The organism is Kitasatospora sp. NPDC101155 (genome assembly GCF_044768305.1).
Classification (GTDB): Bacteria; Actinomycetota; Actinomycetes; order Streptomycetales; family Streptomycetaceae; genus Kitasatospora.
The window spans coordinates 1-18,825 of record NZ_JBIWPN010000005.1; the positions used below are offsets into that span (position 1 = coordinate 1).

General features: G+C 73.2%; 20 protein-coding genes. 6 read left to right on the top strand and 14 right to left on the bottom strand.

Annotated elements, in window-relative coordinates; all coding sequences use genetic code 11:
• Nucleotides 1–171: 171 nt before the first annotated feature.
• On the bottom strand, nucleotides 172–1,803 hold the full coding sequence (groL, locus tag ACIRYZ_RS08770) for a chaperonin GroEL (protein ID WP_402941481.1): 1,632 nt from the start codon (nucleotides 1,801–1,803) through the stop codon (nucleotides 172–174).
• A 116-nt stretch (nucleotides 1,804–1,919) separates the two neighbouring features.
• The gene (groES, locus tag ACIRYZ_RS08775) at nucleotides 1,920–2,225 is read right to left on the bottom strand and encodes a co-chaperone GroES (protein WP_014136232.1); all 306 of its coding nucleotides are present in this window, start codon (nucleotides 2,223–2,225) and stop codon (nucleotides 1,920–1,922) included.
• A gap of 248 nt (nucleotides 2,226–2,473) precedes the next feature.
• On the opposite strand from groES, the gene ACIRYZ_RS08780 reads away from it, so the two are divergent.
• Genes ACIRYZ_RS08780 through ACIRYZ_RS08790 form a run of 3 tightly spaced genes read left to right on the top strand, consistent with a single transcriptional unit; the run spans nucleotide 2,474 to nucleotide 4,265 of the window.
• Nucleotides 2,474–2,788: a hypothetical protein gene (locus ACIRYZ_RS08780; protein ID WP_402941484.1), complete on the top strand. Its 315-nt coding sequence runs from the start codon at nucleotides 2,474–2,476 to the stop codon at nucleotides 2,786–2,788.
• A gap of 23 nt (nucleotides 2,789–2,811) precedes the next feature.
• Complete coding sequence (locus tag ACIRYZ_RS08785; RefSeq protein ID WP_402941486.1) at nucleotides 2,812–3,072, top strand: hypothetical protein; 261 nt, start codon at nucleotides 2,812–2,814, stop codon at nucleotides 3,070–3,072.
• Nucleotides 3,069–4,265 (top strand): SAM-dependent methyltransferase, encoded by a 1,197-nt coding sequence (locus tag ACIRYZ_RS08790; protein ID WP_402942074.1) that lies wholly within the window; start codon nucleotides 3,069–3,071, stop codon nucleotides 4,263–4,265. The genes ACIRYZ_RS08785 and ACIRYZ_RS08790 overlap by 4 nt, the downstream gene beginning before the upstream one ends.
• An 8-nt stretch (nucleotides 4,266–4,273) precedes the next feature.
• On the opposite strand, the gene ACIRYZ_RS08795 is transcribed toward ACIRYZ_RS08790, so the two are convergent.
• The 5 genes from ACIRYZ_RS08795 to tsaB all read right to left on the bottom strand — a co-directional run bounded on the left by ACIRYZ_RS08795 (nucleotide 4,274) and on the right by tsaB (nucleotide 7,789).
• Nucleotides 4,274–5,185: a polysaccharide deacetylase family protein gene (locus tag ACIRYZ_RS08795; protein ID WP_393025436.1), complete on the bottom strand. Its 912-nt coding sequence runs from the start codon at nucleotides 5,183–5,185 to the stop codon at nucleotides 4,274–4,276.
• A 79-nt stretch (nucleotides 5,186–5,264) separates the two neighbouring features.
• Nucleotides 5,265–5,525 (bottom strand): hypothetical protein, encoded by a 261-nt coding sequence (locus tag ACIRYZ_RS08800; protein WP_402941490.1) that lies wholly within the window; start codon nucleotides 5,523–5,525, stop codon nucleotides 5,265–5,267.
• Nucleotides 5,522–6,628 (bottom strand): tRNA (adenosine(37)-N6)-threonylcarbamoyltransferase complex transferase subunit TsaD, encoded by a 1,107-nt coding sequence (gene tsaD / locus ACIRYZ_RS08805; RefSeq protein ID WP_402941493.1) that lies wholly within the window; start codon nucleotides 6,626–6,628, stop codon nucleotides 5,522–5,524. The genes ACIRYZ_RS08800 and tsaD overlap by 4 nt, the downstream gene beginning before the upstream one ends.
• A complete protein-coding gene (gene rimI, locus ACIRYZ_RS08810; RefSeq protein WP_402942076.1) occupies nucleotides 6,621–7,109 on the bottom strand; it encodes a ribosomal protein S18-alanine N-acetyltransferase in 489 nt (162 codons plus the stop codon). The genes tsaD and rimI overlap by 8 nt, the downstream gene beginning before the upstream one ends.
• 23 nt (nucleotides 7,110–7,132) lie before the next feature.
• Nucleotides 7,133–7,789 carry a tRNA (adenosine(37)-N6)-threonylcarbamoyltransferase complex dimerization subunit type 1 TsaB gene (tsaB, locus tag ACIRYZ_RS08815; protein WP_402941496.1) on the bottom strand — a complete coding sequence of 219 codons (657 nt, stop codon included), beginning with the start codon at nucleotides 7,787–7,789 and terminating at the stop codon, nucleotides 7,133–7,135.
• A 156-nt stretch (nucleotides 7,790–7,945) separates the two neighbouring features.
• Between tsaB and ACIRYZ_RS08820 the strand changes: the two genes are divergently transcribed.
• Nucleotides 7,946–8,518 carry a hypothetical protein gene (locus ACIRYZ_RS08820; RefSeq protein ID WP_402942078.1) on the top strand — a complete coding sequence of 191 codons (573 nt, stop codon included), beginning with the start codon at nucleotides 7,946–7,948 and terminating at the stop codon, nucleotides 8,516–8,518.
• Nucleotides 8,519–8,527: 9 nt separating this feature from the next.
• On the opposite strand, the gene ACIRYZ_RS08825 is transcribed toward ACIRYZ_RS08820, so the two are convergent.
• The 5 genes from ACIRYZ_RS08825 to ACIRYZ_RS08845 all read right to left on the bottom strand — a co-directional run bounded on the left by ACIRYZ_RS08825 (nucleotide 8,528) and on the right by ACIRYZ_RS08845 (nucleotide 13,554).
• Nucleotides 8,528–8,722 carry a hypothetical protein gene (locus ACIRYZ_RS08825; RefSeq protein WP_380608238.1) on the bottom strand — a complete coding sequence of 65 codons (195 nt, stop codon included), beginning with the start codon at nucleotides 8,720–8,722 and terminating at the stop codon, nucleotides 8,528–8,530.
• A 105-nt stretch (nucleotides 8,723–8,827) separates the two neighbouring features.
• Complete coding sequence (gene tsaE, locus ACIRYZ_RS08830) at nucleotides 8,828–9,322, bottom strand: tRNA (adenosine(37)-N6)-threonylcarbamoyltransferase complex ATPase subunit type 1 TsaE (protein WP_393025424.1); 495 nt, start codon at nucleotides 9,320–9,322, stop codon at nucleotides 8,828–8,830.
• A 108-nt stretch (nucleotides 9,323–9,430) separates the two neighbouring features.
• Complete coding sequence (locus tag ACIRYZ_RS08835; RefSeq protein ID WP_402941500.1) at nucleotides 9,431–10,729, bottom strand: alpha/beta fold hydrolase; 1,299 nt, start codon at nucleotides 10,727–10,729, stop codon at nucleotides 9,431–9,433.
• Nucleotides 10,726–11,925, bottom strand: coding sequence for an alanine racemase (gene alr, locus ACIRYZ_RS08840; protein WP_402941503.1), 1,200 nt, complete (start codon nucleotides 11,923–11,925; stop codon nucleotides 10,726–10,728). Before alr ends, ACIRYZ_RS08835 begins: the two co-directional genes overlap by 4 nt.
• A 153-nt stretch (nucleotides 11,926–12,078) precedes the next feature.
• Complete coding sequence (locus ACIRYZ_RS08845) at nucleotides 12,079–13,554, bottom strand: NAD(P)H-hydrate dehydratase (protein ID WP_402941506.1); 1,476 nt, start codon at nucleotides 13,552–13,554, stop codon at nucleotides 12,079–12,081.
• Nucleotides 13,555–13,729: 175 nt separating this feature from the next.
• Here ACIRYZ_RS08845 and ACIRYZ_RS08850 point away from each other — a divergent pair, with 175 nt between their 5' ends.
• Nucleotides 13,730–14,287, top strand: coding sequence for a Uma2 family endonuclease (locus ACIRYZ_RS08850; protein WP_402941508.1), 558 nt, complete (start codon nucleotides 13,730–13,732; stop codon nucleotides 14,285–14,287).
• A gap of 39 nt (nucleotides 14,288–14,326) precedes the next feature.
• Here the strand turns inward: ACIRYZ_RS08850 and glmS are convergent, their stop codons facing one another.
• Complete coding sequence (gene glmS / locus ACIRYZ_RS08855) at nucleotides 14,327–16,183, bottom strand: glutamine--fructose-6-phosphate transaminase (isomerizing) (RefSeq protein WP_402941511.1); 1,857 nt, start codon at nucleotides 16,181–16,183, stop codon at nucleotides 14,327–14,329.
• Between the two features lie 99 nt (nucleotides 16,184–16,282).
• On the opposite strand from glmS, the gene coaA reads away from it, so the two are divergent.
• Nucleotides 16,283–17,278: a type I pantothenate kinase gene (gene coaA / locus ACIRYZ_RS08860; protein WP_402941513.1), complete on the top strand. Its 996-nt coding sequence runs from the start codon at nucleotides 16,283–16,285 to the stop codon at nucleotides 17,276–17,278.
• A 113-nt stretch (nucleotides 17,279–17,391) separates the two neighbouring features.
• On the opposite strand, the gene glmM is transcribed toward coaA, so the two are convergent.
• Nucleotides 17,392–18,756 (bottom strand): phosphoglucosamine mutase, encoded by a 1,365-nt coding sequence (gene glmM / locus ACIRYZ_RS08865; protein WP_402941516.1) that lies wholly within the window; start codon nucleotides 18,754–18,756, stop codon nucleotides 17,392–17,394.
• Between the last annotated feature and the right edge of the window lie 69 nt (nucleotides 18,757–18,825).

Here is an 18,825-nt window from a genome sequence, read left to right on the forward strand (position 1 = left end):
GAAAGGGAGAAGGGCCAAGCCGCCGACGAAGGAGGTGGCGCAGTGCCCGCCGACCGTCGGCACCGGATCAGAGCGCCCCGGAGGCGAGCGGGCGAATAACAGCATTACAGCCGGAGGCCCGGCCCGCCTCCCCGAGGGAGCGGACCGGGCCTCCGGTCAGGCGTCGGAGCCTCAGTGCGAGTGGCCGTGGCCGTGCGAGTGGCCGTGACCGTTCTCGGCCTCCTCCTCCTTCTTCTCCACCACGAGGGTCTCGGTGGTGAGGAGCAGGGAGGCGATCGAGGCGGCGTTCTCCAGCGCGGAGCGGGTGACCTTGACCGGGTCGATGACGCCGGCCTTCAGCAGGTCGCCGTACTCGCCGGTGGCCGCGTTGTAGCCGTGACCGGTCTCCAGCTCGGCGACCTTGTGGGTGATGACGTAGCCCTCCAGGCCGGCGTTCTGGGCGATCCAGCGCAGCGGCTCGTGCAGCGCCTTGCGGACCACGGCGACACCGGTGGCCTCGTCGCCCGACAGGCCCAGGCCGTCGTTCAGCACCTTGGCGGCGTGGACCAGGGAGGCGCCACCACCGGCGACGATGCCCTCCTCGACCGCGGCGCGGGTCGCCGAGATGGCGTCCTCCAGGCGGTGCTTGCGCTCCTTCAGCTCCACCTCGGTGGCGGCGCCGACCTTGATGACGCAGACGCCGCCGGCCAGCTTGGCCAGGCGCTCCTGCAGCTTCTCGCGGTCCCAGTCGGAGTCGGTCGCGGCGATCTCGCCCTTGATCTGGGCGACGCGGCCGGCCACGGCCTCGGCGTCACCGGCACCGTCGACGACCGTGGTCTCGTCCTTGGTGATGGTCACGCGGCGGGCGGTGCCCAGCACGTCCAGGCCGACCTGGTCGAGCTTGAGGCCGACCTCCTCGGAGATGACCTGGCCACCGGTCAGGACGGCCAGGTCGCCGAGGATCGCCTTGCGGCGGTCGCCGAAGCCCGGGGCCTTCACGGCGACGGCGTTGAAGGTGCCACGGATCTTGTTCACGACCAGGGTCGACAGCGCCTCGCCGTCGACGTCCTCGGCGATGATCAGCAGCGGCCTGGAGGCACCGCCCTGCAGGATCTTCTCCAGCAGCGGCAGCAGCTCCTGGATGGAGGAGATCTTGCCCTGGTTGATCAGGATGTACGGGTCCTCCAGGACCGCCTCCTGCCGCTCCGCGTCGGTGACGAAGTACGGCGACAGGTAGCCCTTGTCGAACTGCATGCCCTCGGTGAAGTCCAGCTCCACGCCGAAGGTGTTCGACTCCTCGACGGTGATGACACCGTCCTTGCCGACCTTGTCGATCGCCTCGGCGATCAGCTCGCCGACCTGGGTGTCCTGGGCGGAGAGGGACGCGACGGCGGCGACGTCGTCCTTGCCCTCGATCTCGCGGGCCACCGACAGCAGGTGCTCGGAGACGGCGGCGACGGCCTTGTCGATGCCCTTCTTCAGGGCGGCCGGGCCGGCACCGGCGGCGACGTTGCGCAGACCCTCGTTGACCAGGGCCTGAGCCAGCACGGTGGCGGTGGTGGTGCCGTCACCCGCGACGTCGTTGGTCTTGGTGGCGACCTCCTTGACGAGCTGCGCGCCAAGGTTCTCGTACGGGTCGTCCAGCTCGACCTCACGGGCGATGGTGACACCGTCGTTGGTGATGGTCGGGGCGCCGAACTTCTTGTCGATGACGACGTTGCGGCCCTTGGGGCCGATGGTCACCTTGACGGTGTCGGCCAGCTTGTTGACACCGCGCTCCAGCGAGCGGCGGGCGTCCTCGTCGAACTGCAGGATCTTCGCCATGTTCCCTATTCCCTCGGGGCTGCGGCCGGCCCAGCGGCCGCCGAACTACGTGAACCAACAACCACGCCCCGGGCCCCTGTCACTTGGGACACGGATCCGGGGCGGGTCGGGACGTCTTACTTCTCGATGATCGCGAGAACGTCGCGAGCGGAGAGCACCAGGTACTCCTCGCCCTGGTACTTCACCTCGGTGCCGCCGTACTTCGAGTACAGGACGATGTCACCGACGGCGACGTCGAGCGGCAGACGCTGGCCGTCCTCAAAGCGGCCCGGGCCGACGGCCAGGACGACGCCCTCCTGGGGCTTCTCCTTGGCGGTGTCCGGGATAACCAGGCCGGAGGCCGTGGTGGTCTCGGCGTCGAGCGGCTGGACCACGATGCGGTCCTCAAGCGGCTTGATGGCAACCTTGCTGCTGGTGGTCACGTCCGAGCTCCCCTTCGGAGATTACGGGGTTTTCTAACGGGTAGGGGCGAACCTGCGAGTCTGCCGTCGCGGGGGTCAGACACGCGTCGTCGCGTTAGCACTCCCCCAGTGGGGAGTGCCAAGGACGACCATAGGCCGGTGTTAGCACTCAGTCAACCAGAGTGCCAACGGCGCGCCCTGAAGTACCGTGCTACGGATGAGTAGCCGTACTCATGTGCGACGCCTCCCCCGCGACCGACACTCGGGCCATGCCTCAGAAGCCCAAGCGCATCGGCCCGGCGCTGTCGGACGATCTGGTTCCGGCCCTGCTGCTCCTGCCCCTGCTGGCGGTTCTTCCGCTCGTCGCCGTCTCGCTCACGATCGCACTCGTCCTGAACGTGCCAGGACACGCCCAGGAGCTGGTCCTGACCGTCGCTCTGTTCGTCGACACCGCGCTCGTCCTCGGGGTCCCCGGCACGGTGGCCTTCCGCACCTGGCAGAAGGGGTACCGGTTCCTCCCGGTCATCGCCGGGCTGGCACCGCTCGTCCTGCCGGCGCTGTTCTGCTCGGGCGCCCTCCGGTGACCGGGCCGACCCGGGGGCGAGACGTGGCCTCCGCGCTGCTCGCGGCGGTGGCGGTGCCGGTCGGGATGGTGGTCGAGACCGCGGTGGTCATCGTCCTCATGTGGGACAGCGCCCCGCACTCGGCAACCACCGGCAGCATCGTCGAGGCCGTCTGGTTCTCGATCCCGCTCCTGGCGGCCGGGTGGGCGGCCCGGCGCGCCCGGCGGCGCGGGTACCGGATCACGCCGGTCGTCCTCCTGGCCACGCCACTCACCCTCGGTCTGGCACTGTGGCTGCTCGACTGACCGGCGAGAATGGCCCCGTGGACACCGAGAACCTCCAGCCCCTGCTGACCCCCGAGGGTCAGGCCCTGCTCGCCGAGTTGCGCGAGTTCACGCCCGAGGAGGAGTTGGCGCTCGCCACCCGGCTGCGGCGGGAGCATCCGGCGGAGCTGGTGTCGGCGGCGTTCGGGCAGGCGCGGTTGCGGCAGCGGGCGCGGGCGAAGTTCGGGGCGGACGCGGACCTGATGTACTTCACGCCCAACGGGGTCGAGCAGTCCACCCGACGCAGTGTGGCCGAGTGGCGGGCGCGCCGGTTCGCCGGGCTGGGGGTGCGGCGGCTCGCCGACCTGTGCTGCGGCATCGGCGGGGACGTGCTGGCGCTGGCCCGGGCCGGGATCGAGGTGCTGGCCGTCGACAAGGACCCGGCGGCCTGCGCCGCGACCGCGGCCAACGCCGCCGCGCTGGGGCTGTCCGAGCTGGTCGAGGTGCGCTGCGCGGACGTCGCCGAGGTGGACGTCACCGGCTACGACGCGGTGTTCACCGACCCGGCCCGCCGCACCTCGCGCGGCCGGGTGTTCGACCCCGAGGCGTACACCCCGCCACTGTCCTGGGCGATCGAGGCCGGACGGCGGACCCCGATCGGCGCGCTGAAGGTGGCGCCGGGTATCCCGCACGAGGCCGTCCCGGCGGACGCCGAGGCGGAGTGGGTCTCCGACCACGGGGACGTCAAGGAGGCGGTGCTCTGGTTCGGCACCGAGTCCGCCCGCCCGCACCGCGCCACCCTGCTGCCGCAGGGCGCCAGCCTGACCGGCGGTGACCTGCCCGACCCGCCGGCCGGCCCGGTCGGGCGGTACCTGTACGAGCCGGACGGCGCGGTGATCCGGGCGCACCTGGTGGCCGAGGTGGCCGAGCAGGTCCGCGGCCGGCTGATCGACCCGAAGATCGCCTACCTGACCTCGGACGAGCTGGTCGCCACCCCGTACGCGCACGCCTTCGAGCTCACCGACGTGCTGCCGTTCCACATCAAGAAGCTGAAGGCGCTGCTGCGCGAGCGTCAGGTCGGCACGGTGGTGATCAAGAAGCGCGGGATGGCGATCACCCCGGAGGAGTTGCGCCGTCAGCTCAAGCCCTCCGGGCCGAACACCGTCACGGTGATCCTCAGCCGCACCGACCACGGCCCGCTGATGATGCTGGGCCGGCCCGTCCAGGCGCCCTGAGGGGCGTCCTAGGAAGCGGGCGGCTGGATGTAGTCGTCCAGCCGGGCCACCGAGAAGCCCTGCTCCTGGATCCGGGCCAGCAGCTCGCCGAACATCTGGGTCATCGTGGCGCCCTTGAGCTCCTTGGGGCCGCGGAAGTGCGCCAGGATGATGTCGCCGGGCTTCAGCTTCTTGTCGGCGGCCTGGTACTGCATGTCGTGGATCTGCATCGACTCGCGCCAGAGCACGATCGCGCGCGGACCGCACTGCTGCACCGAGGTGTTGAGCATCGGGGTGTTGGCGCCGTCGCCGAACGGCGGGCGGAACAGCAGCGGGGCGGTGCCGTACTGCTGGGTGAGCGTGGCCTGGTCGTCGCAGATCTCGGACTTCTGCTTGTCCGCCGGGAGCTTGCTCATCACCGGGTGGGTGACGGTGTGGTTCTGGATGTGGTTGCCGAGCGCCTGGAGCGGCTTGAAGTAGCCGTAGTCGTTCTTGACGATGTCCTTGGTCAGGAACATCGTGATCGGCACCTTGAGGTCGGTCAGCATCTCGACGAACTTCGGGTCCTTCTCGGCACCGTCGTCGATGGTGATGAAGACGACCTTGTCGCTCGTCTTCACGTCGCTGAACACCGGTACGGTGCCGGTGCGTTCGAGCTTGATCGGCTTGTCCGTGGGCGGTGCGGGGGCCGGGGCGAGCGGCTTGAGGTTCCACTTCGCCCAGGCCGCGGCATCACCCTCGGCCGGGGCCGCGCCGGAGGTGGTGGCCGCGGCCGCCGGTGCGGCACCGCCGGACGGCTGGGGCGCGGCCGAGGCGTTCTTCGTCGCGGCCGGGGCGGCGCTGCCGCCGCCCCCGTTGTCGCCGCACGCCGTGGCGAAGGCCAGCAGGGCCAGCGCCCCCGCCGCGTACGTCCTGGTCCTGCTTCGCCCGTCCCTGTTCACCGCACCGCGCTCCCGGTCCCGTCCAGCTTTCTCTCGGCTATGCACGGTAACGGCCGGGGTGGCGGTTCCCGACCACCGCCTACTCGACGTGGTCGCTGGTGAAGGACCAGCGGTGCACCGGGCGGCCGAGCAGCTCGGCCGGCGGGTCGGCGACCGGGGTCGGCTCGCCGCTCCACCAGGTGATCAGCAGTACCCGCTCACCCGAAGCGGAAAGCAGTTCGAGGCGCTCCAGCCCGGCCGCGCCGCGGACCGCAGGCAGCGCGAACTCCCGCACCCAGGCGGCGAGTTCGACCCCGCGGCCGTCCGCCGCCCTGGCCTCCCACATCGCGGCGACGGTCACGCGGCACCCCCACCGAGGGCGTCGTAGGCCTGGCCGTGGACATCCCCGTGCCCGATGTCCGCAGTGGGCACGTGGACGTCGGTCACCGGCAGCGAGGAGTCGGCGGACAGGTCGAGGGCGGAGGGCGTGCGGCCCCGCCACACCATCTCGGAGCCCAGCGCCGCCACCATCGCGCCGTTGTCGGTGCACAGGCCCGGCCGCGGCACCCGCAGCCGGATCCCGGCGCGGTCGCAGCGCTGCTGTGCCATCTCGCGCAGCCGGGAGTTGGCCGCGACGCCGCCGCCGATCATCAGGTGGTCGACGCCGCTGTCCTTGCACGCCTTGACGGCCTTGCGGGTGAGCACGTCGGTGACCGCCTCCTGGAAGGAGGCCGCGACGTCGGCGATCGGCACCTCCTCGCCCGCCCGGCGCTTGGCCTCCACCCAGCGGGCGACGGCGGTCTTCAGGCCGGAGAAGGAGAAGTCGTACTCGGGGTCGTTCCTGCCGCTCAGGCCGCGCGGGAAGTTGATCGCCTTGCGGTCGCCCTCGCGGGCCGTCCGGTCGACGATCGGCCCGCCCGGGAAGCCCAGGCCGAGCACCCGGGCGACCTTGTCGAAGGCCTCGCCGGCCGCGTCGTCGATGGTCGCGCCGAGCGGGCGGACGTCCGTGGTGATGTCCTCGCTGAGCAGCAGCGAGGAGTGCCCGCCGGAGACCAGCAGGGCCATCGTCGGCGAGGGCAGCCGGCCGTGCTCCAGCTGGTCGACGCAGATGTGCGAGGCGAGGTGGTTGACCCCGTACAGCGGCTTGTCCAGCGCCCAGGCGTACGCCTTGGCGGCGCTGACGCCGACCAGCAGCGCGCCGGCCAGGCCGGGGCCGGCGGTGACGGCGATGCCGTCCAGGTCGCTCGCCTTGATCCCGGCGGTGTCCAACGCGCGCTGGATGGTCGGGACCATCGCCTCCAGGTGGGCGCGGCTGGCGATCTCCGGGACGACGCCGCCGAAGCGGGCGTGGTCGTTGACGCTGGAGGCGACCGCGTCGGCCAGCAGCGTGGTGCCGCGCACGATGCCGACGCCGGTCTCGTCGCAGGAGGTCTCGATGCCGAGGACGAGCGGTTCGTCAGCCATGGCGGGTGTCCTCAATGTCCTTCGGGTCAGTGCTGTCAGTGCTGGGGTGGTCGAGGCGCATCACCAGCGCGTCGACGTTGGCGGGCTGGTAGTAGCCGCGCCGGATGCCCACCGGTTCGAAGCCGTAGCGCTCGTACAGCCGCTGGGCGCGCAGGTTGTCCACCCGCACCTCCAGCAGCAGTTCGGCGCAGCCGCGCCGGGCGGCCTCGCCGATCAGGTCGGTGAGCAGCGCCGCGCCGAGGCCGGCGCCCTGGTGGCGCTCGTCGACGGCGATGGTCTGGACGTCGCCCTCGCCGGCGACGACCATCAGCCCGGCGTAGCCGACGATGGCGCCGTCCCCGGCGGTGGCGACGGTGTAGTGGCGGGTGCCGCCGGGGTGGGCCTCGGCGAGTTCGGACCAGTACATCCCGTGGGACCAGGCGTCCTCGGGGAAGAGCTTGAGCTCCAGCTCCATCACCGGCTCGATGTCCCACCAGCGCATCGGGCGCAGGGTGGTGCCGTGGTTCACGCCGGGAGCACCGCCTTGTAGCCGGCGGGGACCTGGGCGTCCGGGCGGCGCAGGTACAGCGGGAGGTTCGGCAGCAGCTCGCGGCCGGCGGCCAGCTCGGCGGCGGCGAAGCCGGCCAGGGAACCGGCCGAGACGTGCTCGGGGCTGTGGGCGCCCGGGAAGGCGTCGGGGTAGAGCAGTGCGCCGGCGCCCACCGACCGGGCCTCGGGCGTCAGCTCGGCCGGGCGGTCCACGCCGGGGCCCTCGGTGCGGCGGCCCTCGGCGTCGTAGGAGGCCCAGTAGACCTCCTTGCGGCGCGCGTCGGTGGCCACCGTGAACGGCTGCCCGGCCAGGCCCTCGGCGCGGGCCTGGAAGGCGATCGCGTCCAGGGTGCAGACGCCGTGCACCGGCAGCCCGAGGGCGTGGCCGAGCGCGGCGGCGGTCACCAGACCGACCCGCAGGCCGGTGTACGGGCCTGGGCCGACGCCGACCGCGATGCCGGTGAGCCGGTGCTTGTCCACCCCGGCCGCCCGCAGGACCTGGTCGATCGCGGGCAGAAGCAGTTCGCCGTGCCGTCGGGCGTCGACCTGGTGGGTCTCGGCGAGGACGGCCGTGCCGTCGTGGACGGCGGCGGTGACGGCGGGGGTAGCGGTGTCGAACGCGAGCAGCAGCACGGGGTCAAGGTTAGACCGCCGTCGGACCGGCCGACCGATCGAGCTGGTGTCCCCATCCGGAACACACGTGCTGGGCGCTCCCGACCGGCCGAGGGGACCTGGCACGATTAGGGCGGTACGTACAGAGGACGGCGGCGGGAGCGGCACGTGGCGAAGATGGGTCCTGGAGTGGTGGTCACGGGGTTGACCCTGGGGGCCCTGGCGGTGGTGAGCCTGCTGGCCTTCCAGGCCAGCGGCGCGCAGGACCGCGCGGGCGGAGCCCGTCCCACCACCACCACCGCCGCGACGTCCACCGGCCCGGTCGCCTCGGCGACGCCGAGCGCCTCGGCCACCCCGACCGTCCCGCCGCTGCCGACCAGCTCGGGCAGCGGCACGCGGGTGGTCTACTCGGTGAGCAGCCACTACGTCTGGCTGATCGACCCGAAGAAGAACCCGCAGGTCGCGGCCACCTTCCAGGTCTCCCCGGGCACGGTCGAGCCGACCCCGGGCAGCTACTCGGTGTACAGCCGCACCCCGGTCGGCACCGGGACGGACGGCCGGCAGATCGAGCACGTGGTGCGCTTCGCGCAGCAGAACGGCGTGGTGTTCGGCTTCAGCTCGGCGATGGACGGCTCGACGCCGACCGCCGACCCGAAGACCAAGACCGGCGGCATCCGCAGCGGCCGCGCCGACGGGCAGCTGCTCTGGGACTTCGCGCCCAACGGCACCAAGGTGGTCGTGGTCGCCTGAGACAGGCCCCTAGGCGGCCCGGGGTGTCTCCGCCTCGGGCTCCTCGGCCTGCTCCGGCCGCGGTTCGGGCGGGGTGGACACCGCCTCGGCGGCCGCGCAGGCGGCCAGCAGCGCCCGCATCGGCGCTCCCGGAGCGCGGCGGGCGGACTCTCCGGCCCCGGTGTCGCGCGCGGCGCGCTCCGGGGCGGGGGTGGTGCTCGACATGGCGCCTCCCTAGTTAGGCAGACCTAACCTCAGCACCCATCCCACCACGCCCGGCACCCCGCCCGCAACACCATGCCGACAGGCTGTCGGTAAAACGGGGAACGCCTACCCGAGCTCCGTCAGCTCCACACCCGACCAGCGGGCTCCGATGCCGGTCAGCACCACCCGGCGCGGGTCGTGGTCCTCCCCGGCGGTGTCGCCGATCGCCCGTTCGATCCGCACCTCCAGCCGGTCCTCGGACAGCCGCTCGACCTTGCCCTCGCCCCACTCGACCACGATCACCGACTCCGGCAGCGAGACGTCCAGGTCGAGGTCCTCCATCTCGTCCAGGTTCCCGCCCAGCCGGTACGCGTCCACGTGCACCAGGGCCGGGCCGCCGACCAGCGAGGGGTGCACCCGGGCGATCACGAAGGTCGGCGAGGTCACCGCCCCGCGGACCTGCAGCCCCTCCCCCAGGCCCCGGGTCAGCGTGGTCTTCCCCGCCCCCAGTTCGCCGGAGAGCAGCACCAGGTCACCCGGCCGCAGCAGCGCGGCCAGCTCCCGGCCGAGCCGGCCCATCCGCTCCGGAGTGGGGATGGTGAGAGTGGCGTGCGAGCCCATGCGCGTGTCTTGCCCTTCGGTCCGTAGCGGCGCGCCGACCACCGGCCGCCACCGCTACCGTGCCACACCGCCGCACCCCGATGTGGCGGGCGGGGGGCCGGGCGGGAGTCAGGCGGGGTCGACGACCGGGTTCGGCTCCGGCTCCCGGGGACGCTCGCTGGCGAGCTCCAGGACGGCCTCCGGCAGCGGCGCGGCGCCGGCGAAGTCGGCGGCACGGCGCAGCAGCCGCGCCAGCTCGTGGTCGACCAGCTCGGGGCGCTCCAGCAACACCAGGTGCCCGGCGCCCTCGACCAGCACCAGCTCGGCACCGGGCAGCCGCTCGGCCATCTCCTCGCTGTGCGAAGCGGGCGTCAGCAGGTCCTTCGTCCCGGCCAGCACCAGGGCGGGCAGACCGCGCAGGGCGTCCAGCGCCGCGTACTTCTCGTGCGCGTCGAACGCCGGGTAGAACTCGGCGACCACGTCGATCGGGGTGGCGTCCAGCAGCTGCTCGGCGAAGCGCACCACACCGGGGTCGACGTCCCGGCCGCCGAAGGAGAACCTCCGGTAGAAGACGGCGGCCACGTCCGAGCCGACCCGCCTGGTCGCCTCCACCAGGTCCACCTGACGGCCCAGCAGCCGCATCACCCCGGGCGCGACCTTCTTGAACAGCTTCGCCCCGGCCCTCGGCAGCCCGAGGCTCACCTCGTCCCAGTCCCCCGCCAGGGTGCCGACCAGCGCGACCCCGGCGACGCGCTCCCGGAACAGCTCCGGGTGCTGCTCGGCCAGCGCCATCACCGTCATGCCGCCCATCGAATGGCCCACCAGCACCAGCGGCCCGGTCGGCGCGACGGCGTCCAGCACCGCCTGGAGGTCGCCGCCCAGCTGATCGATGCTCGCCGGGTCACCGGCCAGGTACGAGCGGGAGCGCTCGGAGCGACCGTGGCTTCGCTGGTCCCAGAAGACCAGCCGCATGCCCTCGCGCAGCGCGGCGCGCTGGAAGTGCCAGCTGTCCTGGTTGAGGCAGTAGCCGTGGCAGAACACCACGGTCAACGGCTCGGCGCCGCCGTGACCCGCCCGCTCGCCTCCGGGGCGCTCGGGGCGGTGGCCGTCCGGCTCCGCCCAGCCGTCACCCGCCCGCTCGCGGGGGCCCTCCAGTTCCACGTACAGCTCCGTGCCGTCCGGCGCGGCCACCGTCAGCGGGAGCCCGCGCAGCGAGCCGTACGGGGCGGTCGCGTCCAGCTCGGCCCGGGCCCGGCGGCGCATCGCCCGGCCGACCGTCAGCCGCTCGATCGCGACGCCCGCGGCCGCGCCGGCCGCCAGCACACCGACGGAGATCCCGATCACACCGGCCCGGCTCACCCCGGACGCCGCGCCGGCCGCCTTGGCCACCGCCGCGACCGGGTTGCTCTCGGCCGGCGTGCCGGTCATGCCGGCAGGCCCTCGCGGTGGCTGCCGCCCAGGTAGCGGCGGGGCACTCGGGCGCCGATCCGGGTGACGACCTCGTACGAGATGGAGCCGCAGGCGCGGGCCCAGTCCTCGGCGGTCGGCTCACCGCGTTCGCCGTTGCCGAACAGCAGCACCTCGTCGCCGATCCCGGGGGTGTCGCCGCCCAGATCCACCACGAACTGGTCCATCGCGACCCGGCCGGCCACCGTGCGCCACTTGCCGCCGATCTGCACCGGGCCGGTGCCGCTGGCGTGGCGCGGGATGCCGTCGCCGTAGCCGACCGGGACGAGCCCCAGCGTGGTCGGGCCGGGCGTCACGTAGTGGTGGCCGTAGCTGACCCCGTGCCCGCCGGGGACGTGCTTGACCAGCGCCAGCCGGGCGGTCAGCGCCATGACCGGGCGCAGCCCGAAGTCCGCCGGGGAGCCGACCTCGGGCACCGGCGACAGCCCGTACGCGGCCAGGCCGGTGCGCACCAGGTCGAAGTGCGTCTCGGGCAGCAGCAGGGCGGCCGGGGAGTTCGCCAGGTGCCGGACCTCCGGGCGCAGCCCGGCGGCCTCGGCGTGCGCCAGCGCGGCGCGGTAGGAGTCCAGCTGGCCCTGGATCGACGGGTGGCCGGGCTCGTCGGCGGCGGCGAAGTGCGACCAGACGCCGACGACCTTCAGCAGCCCCTCGGCCTCGGCGCGCCGGGCGTTCGCCACCAGCTGCGGCCAGTCGTGCGGCTGGCAGCCGTTGCGGCCCAGGCCGGTGTCGGCCTTCAGGTGGACCCGCGCCGGGATGCCGGTCTCCCGGACGGCCGGCAGCAGTTCCTCCAGCGCCCACTGGCCGCTGACCGAGATGTCCAGGTCCGCGCGCAGCGCCTCGCGCCACGGCCCGCCGGGCGTCCACAGCCAGCACAGGATGCGGGCCCGCTCCGGGCGGATGCCCGCGGCCCGCAGCGCCAGCGCCTCCTCGGGCATCGCGCAGCCGAGCCAGCCGACCCCGTTCGCGACCGCCTCCCGGGCGCACTCGACCGCGCCGTGGCCGTAGGCGTCGGCCTTGACCGCGAGCATCACGGCGGAGCCGCCGACGCGCTCGCGCAGCGCGGCGAGGTTGCCGCGCAGGGCGGCGAGATCGATGGTCGCCTCAGCCCGTACGCCGTCGGTGAGGGTGGCTGTGCCGATCGTGTTCGCAGTTGTCATCAGGGTCAGTCTCCCAGACGTCCCGGAGTCCTCGCCGAACGGCCCATCGGCGCGGCGGTCGGTACCGGGGCGCCGGGCACCCCGCCGACCTGCGGCGGACGACTGGTCCGCCGTGTCTGGGACGCCCGGAACGGATGGTTCGGTTCCGTTCGACTATTCCTGCCGCACCGCCCGCCAGACCGCCGGGAGCGCCCCGGCGACGCCCGTCGCCGTCACCGGCGCGCCCGGGGTGCCCGCCGCCTCGCGGCCCGCCAGGCCGTGCAGGTAGGCGGCCACCGAGGCGGCGTCCAGCGGCGACAGGCCCGAGGCCAGCAGCGAGCCGGCCAGACCGGCCAGCACGTCCCCGCTGCCCGCGGTGGCGAGCCAGGAGGTGCCGGTCGGGTTCACCCGGACGGCCCCGCCCGGGTCGGCCACCACCGTGGTGGAGCCCTTCAGCAGCACGGTGGCCCGGTAGGCGGCCGCCAGCCGCCGGGCGGTGGTCAGCCGGGCGGCGGCCAGTTCCTCGGCGGCTGGCGGCGCGGTGCCCTCGGCGCCCGCGAGCAGCCGGGCGGCCTCGCCGGTGTGCGGGGTGAGCAGGGTCGGCGCGGTGCGGCCGGCCAGCGCCCGCGGGCCGAGCCGGCCCAGCTCGGTCAGCCCGTCCGCGTCCACCAGCACCGGGACGTCGGCCACCAGCGCCTCGGTCAGCGCCTGCCGCGCCCCCTCGCCGCCGCCCGGCCCGACCACCCAGGCCTGCACCCGTCCGGCCCCGGCCGGCCCGCCCTCGGTGACCAGCGCCTCCGGGAAGCGCCGCACCACCTCCTCGGCCGCCGTACCGACGTACCGGACGGCGCCCGCGCCGCCCCGCAGCGCCCCGGCGACCGCCAGCAGCGCCGCCCCCGGGTACGTCGCCGAGCCGGCCGCCACCCCGACCACGCCACGCCGGTACTTGTCGCTCTCCGCGCCCGGCAGCGGCAGCAGCGCCGCCACGTCCGCGTGCTGCAGGACCGTCACCTCCGGCTCCGGCAGCTCCAGCCCGATGTCCACCAGCTGCACCGCGCCCGCGTACGAGGCCCCCGGGTCGACCAGCAGCCCCGGCTTGTACGTGCCGAAGCAGACCGTGACGTCCGCGCGCAGCGCCGCCCCCGGCACCTCGCCGGTGTCCGCCTCGACCCCGCTGGGCAGGTCCACCGCCACCACCGGGCCGCGTCGCTCGGCCCGCGCGTACGGCTCCGCCTCGGGGCGCAGCCCGCCCCGGCCACCGATGCCGACGATCCCGTCCAGCACCAGGTCCGCGCGTGAGAAGTCGGCCAGGCCGACTTCCCGCTCCGCCGTCACCCGTCCGCCCGCGGCCCGCAGCGCGGCCAACCCGCCCTGATGCGCCTTCTGCGGCGCCAGCAGCACCGCCGTCACCCGCGCCCCGCGCCGCGCCAGCGCCGCCCCGGCGTACAGGGCGTCACCCCCGTTGTCCCCACTGCCCGCCAGCACCGTCACCCGGCTGCCGTACACCCGCCCCCGACGCCGCGTCAGCAGCCGGGCGCAGGTCGCGGCCAGCCCGGCGGCCGCCCGCTGCATCAGCGTGCCCTCCGGCAGCCGGGCCATCAGCGCGGCCTCGGCGGCCCGGACGGTTTCCACAGGGTGTGCATGACGCATGGGGAGAACTCCTTCGGCAGGCGCGGGCTACCCGCCGACGCTAGCCCGCGTCACCGCCCCACGGGGGCCGGGCCTGCGGCACACTTTCGAGTGACACCCACTTCGATTCCCCGCCGGTGTCGGCCCGTACGCCTACCTTGTGGGTCGGCACGGACCCACAGGAGGGAGAAGGGCCATGGTTGCCATGCCAGCAGTCGAGCACCCGCTGGACCAGGACAGCGTCCTCCAGGCGTTCCTGGAGCTGGACACGCCGCCCGGATTCAAGGCCGAGCTCATCGAAGGGGAGATCGTTGTGACGCCACCGCCGGACGGACCGCACGAGGGCGCGTTCTCGAAGCTCGCCAAGCAATTCTTTCGGAACGCCGCGATCGAATTGGACATCGCGGGCAACAAGGGCCTGATCACCCCCAAAGGCCGATTCATCCCCGACGGCACCGTGGTCCCGGAGGACCACTTCGATCACCTGGACTCCTGGGCGCCAGCAGAAGGAGTCCTGCTCGTGTTCGAGATCACCTCGACCAACCCGCACAAGGACCGCGAGCCCAAGCGCAAGGGCTACGCCGCTGCGGGCATCCCCTGCTACCTGCTGATCGACCGCAGTGAAGGCAAGGTCACGCTGTTCACCGAACCTGAGAACGGTGACTACAGGACGCTTGCCCAGACCGACTTCGGCAAGCCCGTCGACCTCCCCGCCCCGTTCTCCTTCACGCTCGACACGGCGCCCCTGCGGTAGGACGCAGCCACCGCAGGGGCGCCGTGAGAGGCCCGGCGACTACTCGACGGTGACCGACTTCGCCAGGTTGCGCGGCTGGTCGACCTCGTGGCCCTTGGCCGTGGCCAGCTCGCAGGCGAAGACCTGGAGCGGCACGGTGGAGACCAGCGGCTGCAGCAGGGTCGGGGTCACCGGGATGCGGATCAGGTGGTCCGCGTACGGCACGACCGCCTCGTCGCCCTCCTCGGCGATCACGATGGTGCGGGCGCCGCGGGCCCGGATCTCCTGGATGTTGGAGACGATCTTGTCGTGCAGGATCGACCGCCCGCGCGGCGAGGGCACGACCACCACGACCGGCAGCCCCTCCTCGATCAGCGCGATCGGGCCGTGCTTGAGCTCGCCCGCCGCGAAGCCCTCGGCGTGCATGTAGGCGAGCTCCTTGAGCTTGAGCGCGCCCTCCAGGGCCACCGGGAAGCCGACGTGGCGGCCGAGGAACAGCACCGAGCGGGCGTCGGCCAGCGAGCGGGCCAGCTCGCGCACCGGCTCCATGGTCTCCAGGACCTGCTCGACCTGCTTCGGCGCGTCGCCGAGTTCGCGGATGATGGTGACGATCTCGTCGCCCCACTTGGTGCCGCGCACCTGGCCCAGGTAGAGGGCGACCAGGTAGCAGGCGACCAGCTGGGTCAGGAACGCCTTGGTGGACGCGACCGCGACCTCCGGGCCGGCGTGGGTGTACAGCACCGCGTCCGACTCGCGCGGGATGGTGGAGCCGTTGGTGTTGCAGATCGCCAGCACCTTGGCGCCCTGCTCCCGGGCGTGCCGCAGGGCCATCAGGGTGTCCATGGTCTCGCCGGACTGCGAGATGGCGATGACCAGCGTGCCCGGGCCCATGATCGGGTCGCGGTAGCGGAACTCCGAGGCGACCTCGACCTCGCAGGGGATGCGGGTCCAGTGCTCGATCGCGTACTTCGCGATCATGCCCGCGTGGAACGCGGTGCCGCAGGCGACGATGACGACCTTGTCGACCGAGCGCAGGTCCGCGTCGGAGATGCGCAGCTCGTCCAGGGTCAGCCGGCCGTCGGCGCCGATCCGGCCCAGCAGGGTGTCGGCGACGGCCTTCGGCTGCTCGGCGATCTCCTTGAGCATGAAGTAGTCGTAGCCACCCTTCTCGGCGGCGGAGGCGTCCCAGTCGACGTGGTACTCGCGCACCTCGGCCGGGGTGCCGTCGAAGTTGGTCACCGTCACGCCGCCCTCGCGCAGCTCGACGACCTGGTCCTGGCCCAGCTCGATCGCCTCGCGGGTGTGCGCGATGAAGGCGGCGACGTCCGAGGCCAGGAAGTTCTCGCCCTCGCCGCGGCCGACCACCAGCGGCGAGTTGCGGCGGGCGCCGACGACCACGCCGGGCGCGTCCGCGTGCACGGCGACCAGGGTGAAGGCACCGTCCAGGCGGCGGCAGACCACCCGCATGGCCTCGGCGAGGTCTCCCTCGTACGCCTCGCCCAGCAGGTGGGCGACGACCTCGGTGTCGGTCTCGGACCGGAGGGTGTGGCCGCGCTCGGCGATCTCGGCGCGCAGCTGGGCGAAGTTCTCGATGATGCCGTTGTGGACCACGGCCACCCGGTTGTCGTCGTCCAGGTGGGGGTGGGCGTTGGCGTCCGTCGGGCCGCCGTGGGTGGCCCAGCGGGTGTGGCCGATGCCGGTGGTGCCGCCGGGCAGAGGGGATTCGGCGAGCGACTTCTCGAGGTTGGCGAGCTTCCCGGCCCGCTTGTCCGTGACCAGACCCCACTGCCCCTGGGAGTCCTGCGCCTGCACCGCGACACCGGCCGAGTCGTAGCCCCGGTACTCCAGTCGCTGCAGGCCCGCGATTACTACGTCGAGGGCGGACTGCGCGCCCACGTATCCAACAATTCCGCACATGCGTGCCAGCATAAGGGCGGTTCTGTGGCCGTTTTCCCGCCTCGGGCCAACTCTGCGTGACCGACACCACAGCCACCGTGAAGACCGCCACGGCTCACAATGGAGCATGTGCTGACCGAACTCTGTACGCGGGGCGCCGCCACGCCCGGCCCGTCGCCGTCCCCTTACGTGGACCTCAGCCGGGCCGAGTGGAGCGCGCTGCGCGAGCGTACGCCGCTTCCGCTGACCGCCGAGGAGGTGGAGCAGCTGCGCGGCCTCGGCACGGCGCTCGACCTGGACGAGGTCCGCGACGTCTACCTGCCGCTGTCCCGGCTGCTCAACCTGTACATCCACGCCACGCACGAGCTGCGCGGCACCCTGGGCACGTTCCTGGACACCCCGGACACCGAGCGCACCCGCACCCCGTTCATCATCGGCGTGGCGGGCTCGGTCGCGGTCGGCAAGTCCACCACGGCCCGTCTGCTGCAGGCCCTGCTGGCCCGCTGGCCCGAGCACCCCCGGGTCGAACTGGTCACCACCGACGGCTTCCTGCTGCCCAACGCCGAGCTGCGCCGCCGCGGCCTGATGGCCCGCAAGGGCTTCCCCGAGTCGTACGACCGCCGGGCGCTGATGCGCTTCGTCGCGGACGTGAAGGCGGGCAGGGAGCGGGTCACGGCGCCGGTGTACTCCCACCTGGTGTACGACATCGTGCCGGACCAGCGGCTGACCGTGGAGCGCCCGGACATCCTGATCGTCGAGGGCCTGAACGTGCTCCAGCCGGCCCTGCCCGGCACCGACGGCCGCACCCGCCTCGCGGTCGCCGACTACTTCGACTTCTCGATCTACGTCGACGCCCGTACCGACGACATCGAGCACTGGTACCTGGACCGCTTCCGCAAGCTGCGGCAGACCGCCTTCCAGGACCCGAACTCCTACTTCCGCCGCTTCACCGAGGTGCCGGAGGCGGAGGCGATGGAGTACGGCCGCCAGGTCTGGCGCACCATCAACAAGCCCAACCTGCTGGAGAACGTGCTGCCGACCCGCGGCCGGGCCACCCTGATCCTGCAGAAGGGCCCGGACCACAAGGTCCGCCGGGCGCTGCTGCGCAAGCTCTAGCAAGCCCCCGCGAAGCCCGGGAAGGCCCCCGGAGGCCCCCCGGAGCCCTGGAAACGCCCCGCAGGCCCCCACTGTCTCCAGTGGGGGCCTGCGCGTGCCTATCAGGGGGGCCGTCAGCCCAGGTGGGTGCGCACCGCCTCGGCCAGCCGCTGCCCGACCGTCTCGGCCTGCGCCGGGTCGGCGGCCTCGACCATGACCCGGACCAGCGGCTCGGTGCCGGACGGGCGCAGCAGCACCCGGCCGGTGGAGCCCAGCTCGGCCTCGGCCGCGGCGACCGCCTCGGCCAGCTCGACGCTGGTCTTCACCCGGCTCTTGTCGACGCCCTTGACGTTGATCAGCACCTGCGGCAGCCGGGTCATCACGGCGGCCAGGTCGGCCAGCGGCTGCTTGGTGGCGGCCAGTCGGGCGCCCAGCATCAGGCCGGTCAGGGTGCCGTCGCCGGTGGTGGCGTGGTCCAGCAGAATGACGTGGCCGGACTGCTCGCCGCCCAGCGCGAAGCCCTGCTCCTTCATCGCCTCCAGCACGTAGCGGTCGCCGACGGCGGTCTCCACCAGGTCGATGCCCTCGCGCTCCATCGCCAGCTTGAAGCCGAGGTTGGACATCACGGTGGCCACCGCGGTGTTGCGGCGCAGGGTGCCGGCCTCCTTCATGGCGACGGCGAGGATGGCGATGATCTGGTCGCCGTCCACCTCCTGGCCCTCGGCGTCGGCGGCCAGGCAGCGGTCGGCGTCGCCGTCCAGGGCGATGCCGAGGTCGGCGCGGTGCTCCTTCATCGCGGCGCGCAGCCGGTCCAGGTGGGTGGAGCCGACGCCGTCGTTGATGTTGAGGCCGGTGGGCTCGGCCCCCAGGGTGTGGACGACCTCGGCGCCGGCCCGGGCGAAGGCCTCGGGGGCGACGTACGCGGCGGCGCCGTGGGCGCCGTCGATGACGACCTTGATGCCGTCCAGGCGGTTGGGCAGCACGCCGATCAGGTGGGCGACGTACTTGTCGAAGCCCTCGGTGTACTCGCGCACCCGGCCGACGGCCGCGCCGGTGGGACGGTTCCAGTCCTCGCCGCCGACGGTGTGCTTGCGGTAGTGCGCCTCGATCGCGTCCTCGATCCGGTCGTCCAGCTTGTGGCCGCCGCGGGCGAGGAACTTGATGCCGTTGTCCGGCATGGCGTTGTGGCTGGCGGACAGCATCACGCCGAAGTCGGCGCCGAGCGCGCCGGTGAGGTAGGCCACGGCCGGGGTGGGCAGGACACCGACCCGCAGGACGTCGACACCGGAGCTGGCCAGACCGGCGATGACCGCGGCCTCCAGGAACTCGCCCGAGGCACGCGGGTCACGGCCGACCACCGCGACCGGCCGGTGCCCGTCGAAGGCGCCGGCCTCGCCGAGCACATGGGCGGCCGCGACCGACAGGCCGAGCGCCAGCTCCGCCGTCAGGCCCTCGTTCGCCACCCCGCGTACGCCGTCCGTACCGAAGAGTCGTCCCACTGTCCCGTCCTCCATCACCATGCTCGGAACCCACCGATGATCCCGGCCGCCGCACGTTAGCCGGGGAAC

Coding starts and splice junctions, on each gene's coding strand:
- alr (WP_402941503.1), bottom strand. CDS start 11,925: ATGACAACTGCGAACACGATCGGCACAGCCACCCTCACCGACGGCGTA.
- glmS (WP_402941511.1), bottom strand. CDS start 16,183: ATGTGCGGAATTGTTGGATACGTGGGCGCGCAGTCCGCCCTCGACGTA.
- ACIRYZ_RS08835 (WP_402941500.1), bottom strand. CDS start 10,729: ATGACCGGCACGCCGGCCGAGAGCAACCCGGTCGCGGCGGTGGCCAAG.
- tsaD (WP_402941493.1), bottom strand. CDS start 6,628: ATGGCTGACGAACCGCTCGTCCTCGGCATCGAGACCTCCTGCGACGAG.
- ACIRYZ_RS08850 (WP_402941508.1), top strand. CDS start 13,730: ATGGTTGCCATGCCAGCAGTCGAGCACCCGCTGGACCAGGACAGCGTC.
- ACIRYZ_RS08825 (WP_380608238.1), bottom strand. CDS start 8,722: ATGTCGAGCACCACCCCCGCCCCGGAGCGCGCCGCGCGCGACACCGGG.
- tsaE (WP_393025424.1), bottom strand. CDS start 9,322: ATGGGCTCGCACGCCACTCTCACCATCCCCACTCCGGAGCGGATGGGC.
- ACIRYZ_RS08820 (WP_402942078.1), top strand. CDS start 7,946: ATGGGTCCTGGAGTGGTGGTCACGGGGTTGACCCTGGGGGCCCTGGCG.
- ACIRYZ_RS08780 (WP_402941484.1), top strand. CDS start 2,474: ATGCCTCAGAAGCCCAAGCGCATCGGCCCGGCGCTGTCGGACGATCTG.
- coaA (WP_402941513.1), top strand. CDS start 16,283: ATGGAGCATGTGCTGACCGAACTCTGTACGCGGGGCGCCGCCACGCCC.
- rimI (WP_402942076.1), bottom strand. CDS start 7,109: ATGCGCTGGTGGGACATCGAGCCGGTGATGGAGCTGGAGCTCAAGCTC.
- ACIRYZ_RS08845 (WP_402941506.1), bottom strand. CDS start 13,554: ATGCGTCATGCACACCCTGTGGAAACCGTCCGGGCCGCCGAGGCCGCG.
- groL (WP_402941481.1), bottom strand. CDS start 1,803: ATGGCGAAGATCCTGCAGTTCGACGAGGACGCCCGCCGCTCGCTGGAG.